General features: G+C 62.1%; 14 protein-coding genes and 1 pseudogene. 11 read left to right on the top strand and 4 right to left on the bottom strand.

The annotated features are described in order from the left end of the window. Positions 1 to 107: 107 nt before the first annotated feature. Positions 108 to 920: an IclR family transcriptional regulator gene (locus tag RUH64_RS08600; RefSeq protein WP_313812822.1), complete on the top strand. Its 813-nt coding sequence runs from the start codon at positions 108 to 110 to the stop codon at positions 918 to 920. Positions 921 to 926: 6 nt separating this feature from the next. Here the strand turns inward: RUH64_RS08600 and RUH64_RS08605 are convergent, their stop codons facing one another. Genes RUH64_RS08605 through RUH64_RS08615 form a run of 3 tightly spaced genes read right to left on the bottom strand, consistent with a single transcriptional unit; the run spans position 927 to position 2311 of the window. Next, positions 927 to 1226, bottom strand: coding sequence for a VOC family protein (locus RUH64_RS08605; RefSeq protein ID WP_396276001.1), 300 nt, complete (start codon positions 1224 to 1226; stop codon positions 927 to 929). A gap of 39 nt (positions 1227 to 1265) precedes the next feature. Further along, complete coding sequence (locus RUH64_RS08610) at positions 1266 to 1382, bottom strand: VOC family protein (protein WP_313812823.1); 117 nt, start codon at positions 1380 to 1382, stop codon at positions 1266 to 1268. 23 nt (positions 1383 to 1405) lie between these two features. Continuing rightward, positions 1406 to 2311 (bottom strand): phosphotransferase, encoded by a 906-nt coding sequence (locus RUH64_RS08615; RefSeq protein ID WP_313812824.1) that lies wholly within the window; start codon positions 2309 to 2311, stop codon positions 1406 to 1408. A gap of 75 nt (positions 2312 to 2386) precedes the next feature. On the opposite strand from RUH64_RS08615, the gene RUH64_RS08620 reads away from it, so the two are divergent. The 3 genes from RUH64_RS08620 (at position 2387) to RUH64_RS08630 (ending at position 4617) form a co-directional block, all read left to right on the top strand. After that, positions 2387 to 3175: an IclR family transcriptional regulator gene (locus RUH64_RS08620; protein WP_313812825.1), complete on the top strand. Its 789-nt coding sequence runs from the start codon at positions 2387 to 2389 to the stop codon at positions 3173 to 3175. 72 nt (positions 3176 to 3247) lie between these two features. Next, positions 3248 to 4369, top strand: coding sequence for an alanine racemase (locus tag RUH64_RS08625; protein WP_313812826.1), 1122 nt, complete (start codon positions 3248 to 3250; stop codon positions 4367 to 4369). Between the two features lie 38 nt (positions 4370 to 4407). After that, entirely contained in the window at positions 4408 to 4617 is a 210-nt protein-coding gene (locus RUH64_RS08630) for a hypothetical protein (protein WP_313812827.1), read from the top strand. Here RUH64_RS08630 and RUH64_RS08635 read toward each other — a convergent pair. Beyond that, positions 4614 to 5744: a DNA topoisomerase IB gene (locus RUH64_RS08635; RefSeq protein WP_313812828.1), complete on the bottom strand. Its 1131-nt coding sequence runs from the start codon at positions 5742 to 5744 to the stop codon at positions 4614 to 4616. The genes RUH64_RS08630 and RUH64_RS08635 overlap by 4 nt on opposite strands. Before the next feature lie 126 nt (positions 5745 to 5870). Here RUH64_RS08635 and RUH64_RS08640 point away from each other — a divergent pair. The 7 genes and pseudogenes from RUH64_RS08640 to RUH64_RS08670 form a co-directional block, all read left to right on the top strand. Next, positions 5871 to 6932 (top strand): annotated as a pseudogene (locus RUH64_RS08640) (ring-opening amidohydrolase); the annotation flags it as partial. Positions 6933 to 7256: 324 nt separating this feature from the next. After that, positions 7257 to 7346 (top strand): potassium-transporting ATPase subunit F, encoded by a 90-nt coding sequence (locus RUH64_RS08645; protein ID WP_313812829.1) that lies wholly within the window; start codon positions 7257 to 7259, stop codon positions 7344 to 7346. Then, the gene (gene kdpA / locus RUH64_RS08650; protein WP_313812830.1) at positions 7346 to 9016 is read left to right on the top strand and encodes a potassium-transporting ATPase subunit KdpA; all 1671 of its coding nucleotides are present in this window, start codon (positions 7346 to 7348) and stop codon (positions 9014 to 9016) included. Before RUH64_RS08645 ends, kdpA begins: the two co-directional genes overlap by 1 nt. A 41-nt stretch (positions 9017 to 9057) precedes the next feature. Beyond that, a complete protein-coding gene (gene kdpB, locus RUH64_RS08655) occupies positions 9058 to 11187 on the top strand; it encodes a potassium-transporting ATPase subunit KdpB (RefSeq protein WP_313812937.1) in 2130 nt (709 codons plus the stop codon). Between the two features lie 24 nt (positions 11188 to 11211). Then, a complete protein-coding gene (gene kdpC, locus RUH64_RS08660; protein ID WP_313812831.1) occupies positions 11212 to 11829 on the top strand; it encodes a potassium-transporting ATPase subunit KdpC in 618 nt (205 codons plus the stop codon). 3 nt (positions 11830 to 11832) lie between these two features. Beyond that, positions 11833 to 14349 carry an ATP-binding protein gene (locus RUH64_RS08665; RefSeq protein ID WP_313812832.1) on the top strand — a complete coding sequence of 839 codons (2517 nt, stop codon included), beginning with the start codon at positions 11833 to 11835 and terminating at the stop codon, positions 14347 to 14349. Then, entirely contained in the window at positions 14346 to 15035 is a 690-nt protein-coding gene (locus tag RUH64_RS08670; RefSeq protein WP_313812833.1) for a response regulator transcription factor, read from the top strand. The genes RUH64_RS08665 and RUH64_RS08670 overlap by 4 nt, the downstream gene beginning before the upstream one ends. Positions 15036 to 15038: the final 3 nt, after the last annotated feature.

Below are 15038 nucleotides of genomic sequence, written 5' to 3' on the forward strand. Positions count from 1 at the left end.
TCTCAATCTAACTGAGGCTAAAGTTTGCACGCGGGCAAACACCATACAGTTCTGCCTAGCAGAATCTTATGGGTCACATTCTTGGAATTGACCGTATGCTTCGGAATATGCAGTTTAAGAAATTCCGAAGGAAGCAACCTGCCTATCCGATTGAATCGGTGGACAATGCGCTTGCGCTGATTGAACTGCTGCGAGATTTTGGAGCTATCCGACTTTCCGACGCCGCTCTTCAACTCGGCATTTCACGATCCACGGCGCATCGGCTGATGGCCATGTTGGTCTATCGAGGATTCGCTGAACAAGATTCGAAGCAACGCTACATACCAGGACCCTCATTGGGCGTTGCACCAGCCGGGATTAGTTGGACGGCTGAACTGCGCACTAGAGTTCTTCCCCACCTGCAGAAGCTGAACAAAGAAATCGACGAGACAGTCAACCTGATGGTTTTGGCTGGTACCCAAGTCCGCTTCCTCGCATCAGTTCAAGGATCTCGTCCTTTGCGGGTTGGCGATCGGCAAGGCGAGGTGATGCCTGCCAGCGCTACCTCCGCGGGAAAGGCGATGCTGGCTCAGTTGGATGCGCAGTCCGTGGAGGACTTATATGCACGTGAAGCACGGATCAACCAGACGCCATTTTCTCAGACGTGGTTTCTCGCGTTGGCCAATGAGCTGAAAACAGCTCGAAAGATGGGGTTTGCCCTGAACCTCGAAGAATCAGAGGCAGGTATTAATGCCCTGGGTGTTGTGATTCGCGACCGCTGGAATCATGGCATTGCAGGTATCAGCGTTTCAATCCCTCCAAGCCGTTTCCGGGAAGCTTTTGAATTGGGCTTACCAGCCGCAGTTTTTGCGGCCCGTAAAGCGATCGAGGAGGAACTGCGTGATTTTGAAGTCGAGGATTCCGAAGGCACACAAATGTAGTTCTGGCTAAACCACATCGAATTCATTGCCTTCCGGATCCTTCATCGCCACGGCATAGTGATTCATTTCCGGATGGTCATTAACTGCGGTGAGCACCGCGCCGGACTCGACGAGCTGGGCCACAACTTCGGTGATGCGGGCCTTGCGGTCATTGACCGGAACCTCGCGGCTGCCGGACACCTTCAGGTCGAAATGCCAACGGTTCTTGATCGTCTTCTCCTCGGGGACCAGCTGAAACCAGATGCGCGGCCCCCTACCTTGGGGGTCGACGATCGATTCGGGGATGTCGCCTGCGCCATCTGGCAGCTCCTCGGCAGGTACGCCCGAAGCCTCCCAATAGGCCCGTCATGTCGCATGCGGTTCAGGTGCAGGCTCTGGCACGTAGCCAAGCGCCGGGGCCCAAAAATCCACCATTGCCTGAGGATTGTTGCAGTCGATGGTCAACTGAAAGTTCGATTCCATGAGCCGCAGTATCTCAGAGCAGGCTAGCGAAGATCTAGATCTGCCAGCAAACGGTCAATAGTTTCAAGCCCCAGCGCGCACATTTGCGGATTGCTCTGCTCGTAATACCAGCCAAGACCGACCGACTGTTCCAACGCCCAAGCCGCCGCACGGTGCCACTGCGCATCCGTGCAGTGCAGCAGTTTGCGCAGCATTCGGCGGTCCTGCTGCCCGAACAAGTTCCATGCAACGATCAAATCCAATGCAGGGTCTGCCGGCCCGAAGGCGCCGCCGTCAATGACTCCGGCTAAACGCAGCCCCGCGGCTGTGTCATCCATGATGAGATTCGCCGGAAGCAGATCCCGGTGCGAGAGCACCAAAACCTTGGGCGGGTCCACCGCGGTCAGCCGTGCCCACAGCGTTCGCACCGCCTGGGTGTCGAAAAGATGGCTGCTTTGTTCCAGACAATGCTCGACCCACTGATGATGCTCGGCGAATCGTCCGCCGCGCCCGTTGCCGTCAAACTCCCGCCCTGAAACCGGATGCGCCCGAAATGCCGAGATCAGCCGAGCGAAGTCGTGCACCAGGAGCTCGTGGCCGGTATCGCCGAGATTTATCGAATCTGCGGTTCTCCCCGGCACCCAGGACTGCAGCGACCACGCCGAGGGATAGGTGGAACTGGCTGGCACGATTTCGAGGATACGGGCCACCGGCAAAGGAGCAATCTCTGCCAGTTGCGTGGTTGCAGTCATTTCATTTTCAAGCTCGACCGGCAGCACCGGAAGCAAGGGGAAGCGAGCAGCGTGAAAGCTGCCAATTCGGAACAGTGCATTGACCGTCCCAATCGAGTCGACTCGGCGCACCGGTTCATGGGCCAAATGCGGGAACGCGGCAGCGACGAGTTTTTCAACCGCAGGTGCGTCGATGCTCAATTCACCTTCGTGCATCATGGTCACACTCTACTGTGTGCCCACACCATGAACCTGAACTTCGTCTATCGGGGGTGACTCGCACATAATGTTCTAATGAGTACAACTCTCGCCGGAGCCCAGGTAGTAGGCAGACTCGCAGCCGTGCTGCGCGCGGTGAGCACCTCCATGCCGCAGGGGATCACCACCACACAGGTCGCCCAAAAAACTGCGCTACCTAGGCCGACGGTGCACCGGCTGCTCACTGCCCTGGTCGCCGAAGGATTCTGCGACCACGACCAAGAAACGGGACATTGGCTGCTGGGTCCGGAACTGTATCTCATGGGCGCCGTTGCCGCCGAACGCTACGACATCAGCGAACTGGCCCGCGAACATGTTGCAGCGCTGGCCGATGCCACCGGTGAAAGTGCCTTTCTTTCAGCGCGACGCGGGGATGAAACCGTTTGCTTGGTGCGTCAGGACGGAGCATTCCCCGTGCGTTCATTTGTTCTCTACGAGGGGCGGCGCTTCCCGCTGGGTGTGGCATCCGCAGGGATCGCCATTCTTGCGTTTCTTCCCGAAGCGGAGGTCGAAGACTACCTGAAGAACAACAATCTAGTCCCGGAATATGGGGCCGCCCATTCAGCCAAGGCACTGCGGGCAAAGGTCGCCGAAACGAGGACTCTTGGCTACTCGGTGAACCCCGGACTGATCGTCGAGGGGAGCTGGGGGATGGGCGCCGCGGTGTTCGATGCATCGGGGCAGCCGGCATGGGCGTTGAGCCTGACGGGTATCCAATCGAGGTTCGAGGCGCCGCGGCGCAAGGAATTGGGAAGGCTGCTGCTGCACCATGCGCACGAGCTGTCTACCAAACTGCGCAACTCTCCCGGGGCAATGGGCAGATAACCGGTCACAGGTTTCAGAAAACTTCCTGCTGTATTCTGTCCTGCGGAAATGTTTCGTGGTGCACGGGCACGAATGAGCAATGAAAAGGTAGCAGTGGGCAATATTCCTGCAGGCATCAATACGCCTGAGATCTTGATTGATGTAGCAAAACTTGAACGGAACATTTCCCGTGTAGCCCACCGAGTGGCAAGTCAGGGGCTGAAGCTGCGTCCACATGCCAAGACCCACAAGATGCACGAGGTGGCACAGCGCCAGCTCGACGGGGGAGCCTCGGGACTCACCGTCGCCACCGTGGGTGAGGCGTTGAGCTTTGCACTGCACGGCGTGCCTAAAATCTTCATCGCCTACCCGCTGTGGATCAACGAATCTTCGGCCAAGCGGATCCTTGAATTGATGAAGCGGGCCAAGCTGAGCATCGGCACCGACTCCGTGGAGGCAGTTGCGCAGACCGCAAAAATGCTGGGCGAGAAGGCTCCAAAGGTCAAGCTGATGATCGAGATCGACAGTGGACACCATCGCAGCGGTGTTTCTCCTGCGCAGGCTGTAGAAATTGCCAACGCAGCCAGGGATTTAGGGCTGAAGGTCCACGGAGTCTTCACCTTCCCGGGACACAGCTATGCACCTGCGGCCATGGACAGTGCGATCAACGACGAGCACAAGGCACTGGCGGAAGCGGCCTTCCTGCTGCGCGAAGCCGGACACAACATCAAACGCATCAGCGGTGGTTCAACGCCAACGGCAGAGCTGAGCGACTGCTCGGTGCTCACCGAAGTCCGCCCGGGAGTCTACGTCTTCGGGGACGCCCAGCAGTTCGAGCTTGGCCGCACCAAATGGGATGACATCGCGCTGTCGGTGGCAACTACAGTTGTCAGCCGCCATGAGGGCGATGAGCAGATCCCGCGCCGCATTGTGGTGGATGCAGGTAGCAAGGTTCTGGGGGCCGACCGCCCCGGATGGGCCAGCGGATTCGGGCGCGTCGTGGAATGCCCGGAGGCAAGGATTACCGCGTTGTCGGAACACCACGCAACGGTGCAGTGGCCCGAGGAGCAGGAACTTCCGGCGCACGGAACGCTGCTGCGCGTGATTCCCAACCACGTGTGCATCGCGGTGAACTTGGTGGATTCGGTGCTTGCAGTGCACCCGGATGACTCTGTGGAACGCTGGGACGTCGCCTCGAGGGGCATGAACTACTAGGCCTTGCCCAGCCATTCCGGGACCCTCATAATCGGTGCATGAACATCGATGTTGAAATTCGCTCCATCAGCGACGACGACGCGTTTATGGCCACCGTGCCGCAGCTTAAGGCGGCGCTGGGCGAAGGGGCAACGGCACAGGAAGCCCAAGACCTCGTGCGAGCATCGGTTGCGGACATCACCGGCAGCGATGTGGAGAGCGTCCATGTCGCCAGCGTCATTCACCTCGATGACGCTGACGGTGACTAGTTCTCGTTTACTGGCGTTCGGCGCAGAAATGAGACGAGGGCTTGGTGATTCGCGTCCATATGGGCGCGCGCTTTGAAGTGTGCGCGCGAGCGACGCAGTGTAGCTAAGCGAGCGGCGTCACCCGCCAGCTCGATCACCCGTGGATCGACGTACGACGACTGCGCAATAGCCACGGTGTTCCCCAGCCGCAGGCTTGCGGCTTCGAGGAGGATCTGTTTCAGTTCGTCTGCGTCGGTTTTCGCAGGGGCATCGAGCAATGAAACGAATCCTGCAAGGGTCCCGCCCCAGGTGCGAAAATCCTTGGCTGTGAAGCCTTCTCCCAGATATTGGGATAGATACGCGTTTACTTGGTGCGGCTGCATCAGATGGGAATGATCTTCTGCATCAAGATAGGTAAATAGCTCATAGCCCGGTCGGTTGCACAGTTCCAAAACCAAGTGTTCAACCTGTTTATCGACTATTTTGATGCGGTGCTGTTGTCCACTTTTACCGCCAAAGGAAAGTACAACATGCTTGCCTTCGGTTCGGACGTGTTTGCGACGCAGGGTGCTGGCGCCGAAGGACTGATGACCCTTGGCATAGGTGGGGGATCCAACCCGTAACAGGTGCTCGTCAATCAACAGCACCAAGCAAGCGGTGACCCATGTCCGATCGTCGGGTCTGCGTCGCAGGTCCCGCTGCACCTGCTTTCGCAGCTGCGGTAAGGCCCGCCCGAATTCCACTAGCTTGTCGAATTTCTCCCGCTCTCGACGTGCGCGAAATGCAGGGTGGTAGATCGTTTGGGTACGGCCGGCCGCATCGACGCCTCGTACTTGAACCTTCGCTCGCGGGCTGAGCGAAATTTCAACGTCTCGCCAAGCAGGTGGGATCGATAGGTCCTCGATCCGCTGGAGCGTGGCAGGTTCTTCGATCACTTTCTGAGAATCGAAGTAGCGGAAACTTCTGCCGCAGTGTTGGCGACGGATCGGCAGCTTTCGGTTGCTGCGTGCGCGGTGAGCCATGCTTTCGTTCGCCTTTTCTTTGACCTGCTGTGCGCTTTCAAGATATCCCAGTGGAAGAGGTTTGACCGCCACACTCGGTGGAAACCCAGTTTGAGCAAGGGAAGCCGCCCCGTCGGTTGAATCCACCGGCACCCTTTAGAGGCAAGGTACTTATGTGTTTGGCTTATTTTGTCTTGGCATAGCATTGGTGTTTGTGAGCGACCCTAGCCAGCAGTCCATGGCGACTGCCATCGACATTTTCACCGCACCACTGGAACACGAAACACCGATACCACGGTTCTTTCCAATTTAATCAGCGACGGTGTGATCGACCCTGCGCACATCGTTGCCGTCACCGGCAAAGTCGAGGGAAATACTCCCAGTGAAAACAGCCGCGGCAAGGCCATGGCGTCCGTGCGCCGACTACTCACCGATACTGCCAAGCTGCCCGAAGACCACGTGGAACAGATTCCGTTCGTGCTCTCCTACGGCGGGGTAGGGATCCTGACCCCGCACCTTGCAATCTACACGCGCAGCCCATGGGAAGGCCCTGTTGGGAAGCCTCGGCTGACCCTCGGCACCGCCCTGTCGGAACCGATCCTGCCCGAGTGGGTGGGCAAGAGACAGATCGTCGAACAGGTGGCAGGCATCGTGCGCCGTGCAGCGCGTCAGGCAGGGATCGCGCCGGAAGACGCGGAATATGTGCTGACGAAGAATCGTGGTGTTTCGGCGGCAGACATTGATGAGGCGGCTGCCCGCGGCGTGCACATCGAACCCTTCGACCGAGCCCATGCCACGGCCCAGACCACCGGCGGAGCCGCCCTGGGCATCGCCGTGGCCACCGGTGCCATCGCCCTGCCCGAAGAATCAGCCATCGGCTTTGACGGAACGCTGTTTTCACCGATCGCCTCCTGCTCGGCAGGCAATGAGAACGACCGCGCCCAGGTACTGCTGATGGGCAACAGTGCCGCGGCCGGGGGAAACCTGCGCGTGGGGCATGCGGTGATGCACGACCTGCTGGATATCACCGCCCTGCATCGAGCACTGCGCGCCGCGGGGATGGACATCGCCGACGGTGCGATCCTCACCGCGCAGCAGCGGGCCCGAGTCAAGGCGCTTTACGTGAAGGTCGGAACACCGGTGGACGGCAGGCTGCGAGGCCGACGCCAGGTGCACCAGGGGCAGAACCCCGCCTATTTCAATGAGCTGAAGGCGGCGGTGGCCGGAGCTTACTCCGTCTTCATGCAGGACACGATCATGTACATCTCCAACGCCGCATTCCACCAGGGACCCGAGGGCGGTGGCACCGTCGCAGCCATCGTGTCGGTGCAGTAAACCAGCGGTTGATTACGGAGAACGGCCTCGTTGTGGGAGAACCCGCGGCGGGGCTGTACGACGTTAAGAAACCGTTAGGACGCATTTCGGGGATTCTGAGGCAGGGCCGAATCCGGCTGTATGTGTTCCGTTAGGATGCTTGGCAGTCGATCGCCGCAGGGCGCTACATAGATGCTGACGCTTGCACTGAGCGTCTAGCCGCAGCACCTGCGGCTGATTGATTCGCATCGATAGAGGTTCTGTTTTGCTTGACATTGTCTATGTGCTGGGAGCGATCCTGCTGTTCGCTGCCGTGGCCTTCGTAGCTAAGGCGGTGCAGAAGCTGTGATCGTTTTCGACGTCGTGGCTGCGGTGCTCGGAACCGCTGCTGTCATCTACCTGTTCATCGCACTCGTGAAGCCGGAGCGGTTCTAATGCTGTGGGCTTCACTTGCTGCGAGCATCGCGACGCTCGCCCTACCGTTGGCACTGCTGTACCGCCCCATGGGCGATTACATGGCGTGGGTCTACAGCTCCGCGAAGAATTGGCGGGTGGAACGCTGGGCCTATGCCGCCATGGGCGTAGACCCGGCCAAGCAGCAATCCTGGCGCGCGTATCTGCGGGCGGTGCTGTACTTCTCCCTGGCCGGACTGCTGCTGTTGTATCTGCTGCAGCGCGTGCAGCGCTGGCTGCCCTATTCGCTGGGCAGCGACAACGTTGATCCGTCCATCGCCTTCAACACCGCCGCCTCCTTCGTTGCCAATACCAACTGGCAGGCCTACTCGGGGGAGACCCTGTCCTACTCGGTGCAGCTGGCGGGGCTGACGGTGCAGAATTTCGTCTCCGCTGCCACCGGCATGGCCGTGGCGGTGGCATTGATCCGAGGCCTGGCGTACCGCAAGAGCGGGGTGATCGGGAACTTCTGGGTGGATCTGGTCAGGGGATCGCTGCGCATCTTGCTGCCGATCTCCATTCTCGGCGCACTGGTGCTGGTCGGCGCCGGCGTCATTCAGAACTTCAATGGCTTTACCCAGGTGCACACGCTGACCGGAGGGCAACAACTGATCCCCGGCGGTCCGGTGGCATCGCAGGAAGTCATCAAGGAGCTGGGCACCAACGGCGGCGGCTTCTACAACGCGAACTCCTCGCATCCCTTTGAGAATCCCACCGGGTGGACCAGCCTGTTCGAATGCTTCCTGATCCTGCTGATTCCCTTCTCGCTGCCGCGCACCTTCGGCACCATGGTGGGCGACAAACGGCAGGGCTACGCGATCCTCGCCACGATGGCGGTGCTGTACCTCGGATCGATGGCCGCGCTGGCGGCCTTTGAATTCTCAGGCCACGGCAACGCCCCGGATCTTGCCGGCGCCGCGATGGAAGGCAAGGAAACCCGCTTCGGCCTGGTGCAGTCGGTGATCTTCGCGGCGACCACCACGTTGACCTCCACCGGCGCGGTGAACTCGATGCACGATTCCTACACCTCGCTGGGCGGCATGATGCAGATGTTGAACATGCTGTTGGGCGAGATCGCCCCGGGCGGCGTGGGCTCGGGGCTCTACGGCATGCTGGTCATCGCCGTTATCGCGGTGTTCCTAGCGGGCCTGCTGGTGGGGCGCACCCCCGAATACCTAGGCAAGAAGATCGGCCCGAGCCAGATGAAGCTGGCGAGCCTCTACATCCTGGTGATGCCGCTGCTGGTGCTCTCCGGCGTGGCGCTGAGCTTCGGCGTGCCGGCGCTGAAAAGCAGCATCGTCAACGAATCGCTGGCGAACACCGGATCCCACGGGCTGTCCGAGGTTCTCTATGCCTTCGCCTCGGGAGCCAACAACAACGGGTCCGCCTTTGCCGGGCTGGACGCCTCAACCCCGTGGCTCACCGCTTCGATCGCCGTTGCGATGCTGTTGGGCAGGTTCATTCCGATCGCGCTGGTGCTGGCCCTGGCAGGTTCCTTCGCCGCCCAGGACAAGGTCCCGGCCAACGCCGGCACCCTGCCCACCCACCGACCACTATTCATCTCGCTGACCGCAGGAACCGCGGTCCTAGTCACCGCACTGGTGTTCTTCCCGGTGCTGGCACTTGCACCCATCGCAGAAGGGCTGATGTAAGCACCATGTCTACCACCCAAATCAAGCCGTCGCAGCCGCGCATGGAACCGGACCAGCAACCACAGACAGGCCGAGCAAAGCTCCTGTCCTGGGAACAGATCCGCGCGGCGCTGCCGGGCATGTTCAAGAAGCTGGATCCACGGCTGCAGTGGCGCAACCCGGTGATGTTCCTGGTCTGGATCGGCGCCTGCCTGACCAGCATGATTGCCGTGGCCGAGCCCTTCACCGGCGGGCCGCAATCCTCCGGCGGCACGCACGTCCCGGTGTCATTCACCGCCACGGTGGCGCTGTGGCTCTGGCTGACGGTGCTCTTCGCCAACCTGGCCGAGTCGATCGCCGAGGGCCGCGGCAAGGCCCAGGCCGAATCCCTGCGCAAGACCCGAACCAGCACCCCCGCGTTCGTACCGGAAGGCTATGACCAGTTGCAGGACCCGGGGGCGCTGCAGGCATCGCTGCGTGAAGTATCCTCGGCCGACCTGAGCCTGGGCGACACGGTCGTAGTGTCCGCGGGGCAGCTGGTCCCGGGCGACGGGGATGTCATCTGGGGGATCGCCAGCGTGGACGAATCGGCGATCACCGGCGAATCAGCCCCGGTGGTCCGCGAGGCCGGAGGCGACCGCTCGGCGGTCACCGGAGGTACCCGGGTGCTCTCGGACCGAATCGTCGTGAAGATTACTTCCCGTCCCGGCGAGACCTTTGTGGACCGGATGATCTCCCTGGTCGAGGGCGCCTCCCGGGCCCGCACCCCCAATGAGATCGCGCTGAACATCCTGCTCTCCTCGCTGTCCATCGTGTTCGTCGCGGTGGTGCTCACGCTGAATCCCATCGCCTCCTATCCGGCGAGTCCCGCGAGCCTCACGGTGCTCGTCGTGCTGCTGGTCTGCCTGATACCCACGACCATCGGTGCGCTGCTCAGCGCCATCGGGATCGCCGGCATGGACCGGCTGGTGCAGCGCAATGTGCTGGCGATGTCAGGTCGTGCCGTGGAAGCGGCGGGAGATGTGACCACGCTGCTGTTGGATAAGACCGGCACCATCACCTACGGCAACCGTCGCGCCAGCGCCTTCGCGGAGCTGACCGGGGTGCGCAGGGAGTCGATAATGCAGGCGGCCGTGTACAGCTCGCTGGCAGACCCCACTCCGGAGGGGAAATCGATAGTGGACCTAGGCCATGAGCTGGGCATCGACGTGCAGCCCGAGGCGCACAGCCAGGTGGTCCCGTTCTCGGCACAGACCCGCATGTCCGGAATTGACCTTGCCGACGGCACCAGCATCCGCAAGGGGGCATCCTCCGCGATCCTCACCTGGCTGCGGGAAGACGGCGGGCAGGTGGCGCCGGTGCAGGCAGCCGAGCTGGATGAGCTCGTCACGCACATTTCGGTCTCCGGCGGCACCCCGCTGGTGGTGGCCAGCCGGCAGGGTACCGGATACGGTGAAATCCTCGGGGTGATCCACCTGAAGGACATCGTCAAGGAGGGCCTGCCGCAGCGCTTCGAGCAACTGCGCACCATGGGCATCCGCACCGTCATGGTCACGGGAGACAACCCGATGACCGCCGCAGCCATCGCCGCAGAGGCCGGGGTGGATGACTACCTGGCCGAGGCCACCCCGGAGCAGAAGCTCGACTACATCCGCCGCGAGCAGGAAGGCGGAGCGCTGGTGGCGATGACGGGGGACGGCACCAACGACGCCCCGGCCCTGGCCCAGGCAGATGTGGGCGTGGCGATGAACACCGGCACCTCCGCGGCCAAGGAGGCGGGCAACATGGTGGACCTGGATTCGGATCCGACCAAGCTCATCGACATCGTCGCCATCGGCAAGCAGCTGCTGATCACCCGCGGCGCGCTGACCACCTTCTCCATCGCCAATGACATCGCCAAGTACTTCGCGATCATCCCGGCGATCTTCGTCGGCGCCCTGCCGGGGCTGCAGGCGCTGAACATCATGGGCTTGCACTCGCCAGCCTCGGCGGTGCTCTCAGCGGTGATCTTCAACGCGATAGTCATCGTCTTCCTGGTGCCGCTGGCGCTGCGCGGTGTGAAGTACCGTCCGATGAACGCGGCCAAGACCCTGGGCCGCAACATCATGATCTACGGGCTGGGCGGCATCATCACGCCGTTCATCGGCATCTGGCTGATCGACCAGCTGGTCCGCTTCATCCCCGGATTCTAACTACCTGAAACTCAAGGAAACACCATGAAATTCTTCAGCAGTTCCTCCAGCCGCACGGCCCTTGCCTCGGTACGGGCCATCGCGGTGCTGACCCTGGTGCTCGGCATGGGGTACACGACGCTGATCACCGGGATCGGGCAGCTGATCCTGCCCGCCCAGGCCAACGGGTCAATGATCACCAACCAGCAGGGGGACACCGTCGGTTCGGCGCTGATCGGGCAGGCCTTCACCGATCAGCAGGGCAAGCCGCTGCCACAGTACTTCCAGACCCGTCCCTCGGCCGCCGGCGACGGCTACGACGGCGCATCCTCCTCGGGAAGCAACCTGGGCCCGGAGAATCCGGAGCTCATCGAGCAGATTGCGCAGCGGAAGAAGAACATCGCCGAGTTCAACTCGGTGCCGGAATCTCAGGTGCCGGCGGATGCGCTGACCGCCTCCTCTTCCGGGCTGGATCCCCATATCAGCACGCACTATGCGCAGATCCAGCAGGAGCGTGTTGCCACGGCCCGTGGGCTTGATATTGCTAAGGTTCGAGCATTGGTGGAAAAGTACACCAAAGCTCCCGACCTTGGTTATCTCGGCGAGCCGGTGGTCCAGGTGCTTGAGCTGAATCTTGCGCTGGACCAGATACAGCGAGGATAAGTGATGGGCGCAAGGGGTCGGCTCAGGGTGCTGCTTGGGGCGGCCCCGGGCGTAGGCAAGACCTACGCAATGCTCGAGGAAGGGCAGCGGCTCATCGAGGACGGGCACGATGTGCAGATCGGGTTCGTCGAGACCCACGGCCGGGCCGGCACCGCCGGCCGCGTGGGGCAGATTCCGGTCATACCCCGCCAGCTGGTCAACTATCAGGGTGTGGACCTGGCGGAGATGGACATTGACGCGGTGCTGTCGGTGCATCCGCGGATCGCACTGGTGGACGAACTGGCGCATACAAATGTTCCCGGCTCGCGCAATGACAAACGCTGGCAGGACGTGGATGAACTGCTGGAGGCCGGCATCGACGTGATCACCACGGTGAACATTCAGCATATCGAATCGCTGAACGATGTGGTGGAAAAGATCACCGGGGTGCCGCAGCGCGAGACGCTGCCCGACAGCTTCCTGCGCCGCGCCGACCAGATCGAGGTCATCGACCTGGCACCGCAGGCGCTGCGCGACAGGCTGGCAGGCGGGGTGGTCTATCCCGCTGAACGCATCGACGCTGCCCTGTCCAACTACTTCCGCCTGGGTAATCTCACAGCACTGCGCGAGCTTGCGCTGCTCTGGCTTGCCGACGAGGTGGACCAGGCGCTGCAGGCCTACCGCAGCGAGCATCGCATCGAGGCCACGTGGGAAGCCCGCGAGCGCGTGGTCGTGGCCCTTCCCGGAGGCCCCGAGGGTGAAACGCTGCTGCGCCGCGGCGCACGGGTGGCAGCCCGTTCGGCCGGCGGCGAGCTGTTCGCCGTGCACGTCACCGGGCAGGACGGGCTGGAGCCGCTGAATCCTGCGGCCCTGGCCCAGCAGCGCGCCCTGGTGCAGAAGCTGGGCGGCACCTTCCACCAGATCGTCGGGGACGATGTGCCGCAGGCCCTAGTTGAATTCGCCAAGTCCTTGAACGCGACCCAGCTGATCATCGGTGTCAGCCGTCGTGGACGGATCGCGGCGGCGCTGAGCGGGCCAGGCATCGGCGCCACGGTGATCCGGGAATCGGGGGACCTGGACGTGCACATCGTGACCCACGCTGCGGCCGGCGGCAGGTTCACGCTGCCGCCCCTGGGCGGTGCCCTGTCGCTCAAGCGCCAGGTCGTGGGGTTCGTCTTCGCGCTGCTCGCAGGCCCACTGCTGACCTGGTTCCTGTCCGTCTTCCGCAGTGCCGAGTCGATCACCAGCGACGTGCTTTCCTACCAGTTGCTGGTGGTGCTGGTCGCGCTGGTCGGCGGTTTCTGGCCGGCGATCTTTGCCGCGGTGCTCTCCGGGCTGACCCTTGACTACTTCTTTGTCTCTCCGCTGTATACGATCACCATCGCCGAGCCGCTGCATGCGCTGGCGCTGGTGCTCTACGTGCTGGTGGCCATCGTGGTCAGCGTTGTCGTGGACCTTTCGGCAAGGCGTTCGCGGCAAGCCAGACGTTCGAGCGCCGAATCCGAGCTGATCCAGATGGTGGCCAACACGGTGCTTGAACGCGAGGACCCTGTCAGCGCGCTGGTGGAGCAAACTCGGGAGGTCTTCGGCCTGGCCCGCGTGCAGGTGCTCGCGGACGACACGGTACTGGCCAGCAGCGGCCAGACGGAAGCCCAAGCCGAACCGGCGGTGATTCCGCTGACCGATGACACAACGCTGCAGATCGAGGGCAGGGACTTATCTGGTTCGGAACGCCGGTTGTTGTCGGTGATCGTTTCCCAGCTTGAGTCCGCGCTGGAGCGCGAGCGCCTGAGGCAGGCGGCCGAGCAGATTGAACCGCTGGCCGCCTCGGACAAGATCCGCGGCGCGCTGCTCTCCGCACTCAGCCATGACCTACGACGGCCGCTGGCCGCGGCGACCGCCGCTGTGGGAGGGCTGAAGGAAGTAGGCGATGAACTCTCTGCGGATGACCGGGCCGAGCTGATCGACGCTGCCCGTCTAAGTCTTGCCTCCCTGTCCGAGCTGGTCAACGACCTGCTGGATGTCACCCGGCTGCAGGCCGGGGTGATCAGCCTGATCACCGTGCCCACCGATCCCGCCAGTGTTATAGCCGGTGCCCTTGACGAGCTGAATCCGGGGCCAGCATTGGTGCGCGTGAACCTGGGCCATGAGGAGAACGACATCGATTGCGACTCGGCGTTGCTGCAGCGGGTGGTGGTCAACCTGCTGACCAATGCCCTGCGCCATCAGCCAGAAGGTTCGCCGACGCTGATCACCACGAGCGTCTTCCTGGAAACGCTGGAAATCCGTGTGGTGGATAACGGTCCCGGGATTCCTGCCGAACGGTTGGAGGATGTTTTCGTACCCTTCCAGCGGTTGGGGGATACCGACAACTCGACTGGTCTGGGCCTTGGGTTGGCGTTGGCTCGCGGCTTTGTCGAGGCGATGCATGGAAAACTGGTACCCGAAGAAACCCCTGGCGGCGGCCTGACCATGGTGATCTCGCTTCCTCGGGTTCAGCGCAAGGGCCCAGGAGCAGAAGAACTGCAGGAGGATTCATGAAAATACTCATCGCCGACGATGACCAGCAGATTCTGCGCGCACTGCGCATCACCCTCACCGCGAAGAAATACACGATCATTACCGCCGCCGACGGCACTACGGCACTGAACGCGGCCATTGAACATCAGCCTGATCTGTTTCTGCTGGATTTGGGCATGCCGGGGCTTGACGGGGTCGAGGTCATCCAGGGAATCCGTGGCTGGTCGCAGGCGCCGATTCTGGTGTTGTCGGGGCGCACCAGCCCCACCGACAAGGTCCAGGCCCTCGACGCGGGAGCGGACGACTACATCACCAAGCCCTTTTCCATCGAGGAGCTGCTGGCCCGGCTGCGGGCGCTGACTCGGCGCATCCGAAGCGACGAGAGCGTCCCTGTTGTCAAGCTGGGGCCGGTGACGGTTGATCTGGCGGCGCGCATCGTGACTCGGGAAGGTCCAGAAGGCATCAAAGGAATCTCGCTGACGCCTACGGAATGGCAGGTGCTGGAGATCTTGATCCGCAATGTCGGCAAGGTGGTGACCCGCCAGGATTTGTTGACAGCGATCTGGGGGACCGAGCACGCCATGGACAGCGGGTACCTGCGCTTGTATATCTCGCAGCTGCGCAAGAAGATCGAGGTCAATCCGGCCAAGCCGGTATTCATCTCTACAGCCTCGGGCATTGGCTACCGCATGGACGGTATCTCCTGAGGG

The sequence above is a fragment of the Glutamicibacter sp. genome (assembly GCF_032154645.1).
Taxonomy (GTDB): Bacteria; Actinomycetota; Actinomycetes; order Actinomycetales; family Micrococcaceae; genus Glutamicibacter.

What these genes read in the sequence shown, in the direction of transcription:
- RUH64_RS08600 (WP_313812822.1), top strand. Translation starts at nt 108, where the DNA reads ATGCAGTTTAAGAAATTCCGAAGGAAGCAACCTGCCTATCCGATTGAA.
- RUH64_RS08610 (WP_313812823.1), bottom strand. Translation starts at nt 1,382, where the DNA reads ATGGAATCGAACTTTCAGTTGACCATCGACTGCAACAATCCTCAGGCA.
- RUH64_RS08615 (WP_313812824.1), bottom strand. Translation starts at nt 2,311, where the DNA reads ATGATGCACGAAGGTGAATTGAGCATCGACGCACCTGCGGTTGAAAAA.
- RUH64_RS08620 (WP_313812825.1), top strand. Translation starts at nt 2,387, where the DNA reads ATGAGTACAACTCTCGCCGGAGCCCAGGTAGTAGGCAGACTCGCAGCC.
- RUH64_RS08625 (WP_313812826.1), top strand. Translation starts at nt 3,248, where the DNA reads ATGAGCAATGAAAAGGTAGCAGTGGGCAATATTCCTGCAGGCATCAAT.
- RUH64_RS08630 (WP_313812827.1), top strand. Translation starts at nt 4,408, where the DNA reads ATGAACATCGATGTTGAAATTCGCTCCATCAGCGACGACGACGCGTTT.
- kdpA (WP_313812830.1), top strand. Translation starts at nt 7,346, where the DNA reads ATGCTGTGGGCTTCACTTGCTGCGAGCATCGCGACGCTCGCCCTACCG.
- kdpB (WP_313812937.1), top strand. Translation starts at nt 9,058, where the DNA reads ATGGAACCGGACCAGCAACCACAGACAGGCCGAGCAAAGCTCCTGTCC.
- kdpC (WP_313812831.1), top strand. Translation starts at nt 11,212, where the DNA reads ATGAAATTCTTCAGCAGTTCCTCCAGCCGCACGGCCCTTGCCTCGGTA.
- RUH64_RS08665 (WP_313812832.1), top strand. Translation starts at nt 11,833, where the DNA reads ATGGGCGCAAGGGGTCGGCTCAGGGTGCTGCTTGGGGCGGCCCCGGGC.
- RUH64_RS08670 (WP_313812833.1), top strand. Translation starts at nt 14,346, where the DNA reads ATGAAAATACTCATCGCCGACGATGACCAGCAGATTCTGCGCGCACTG.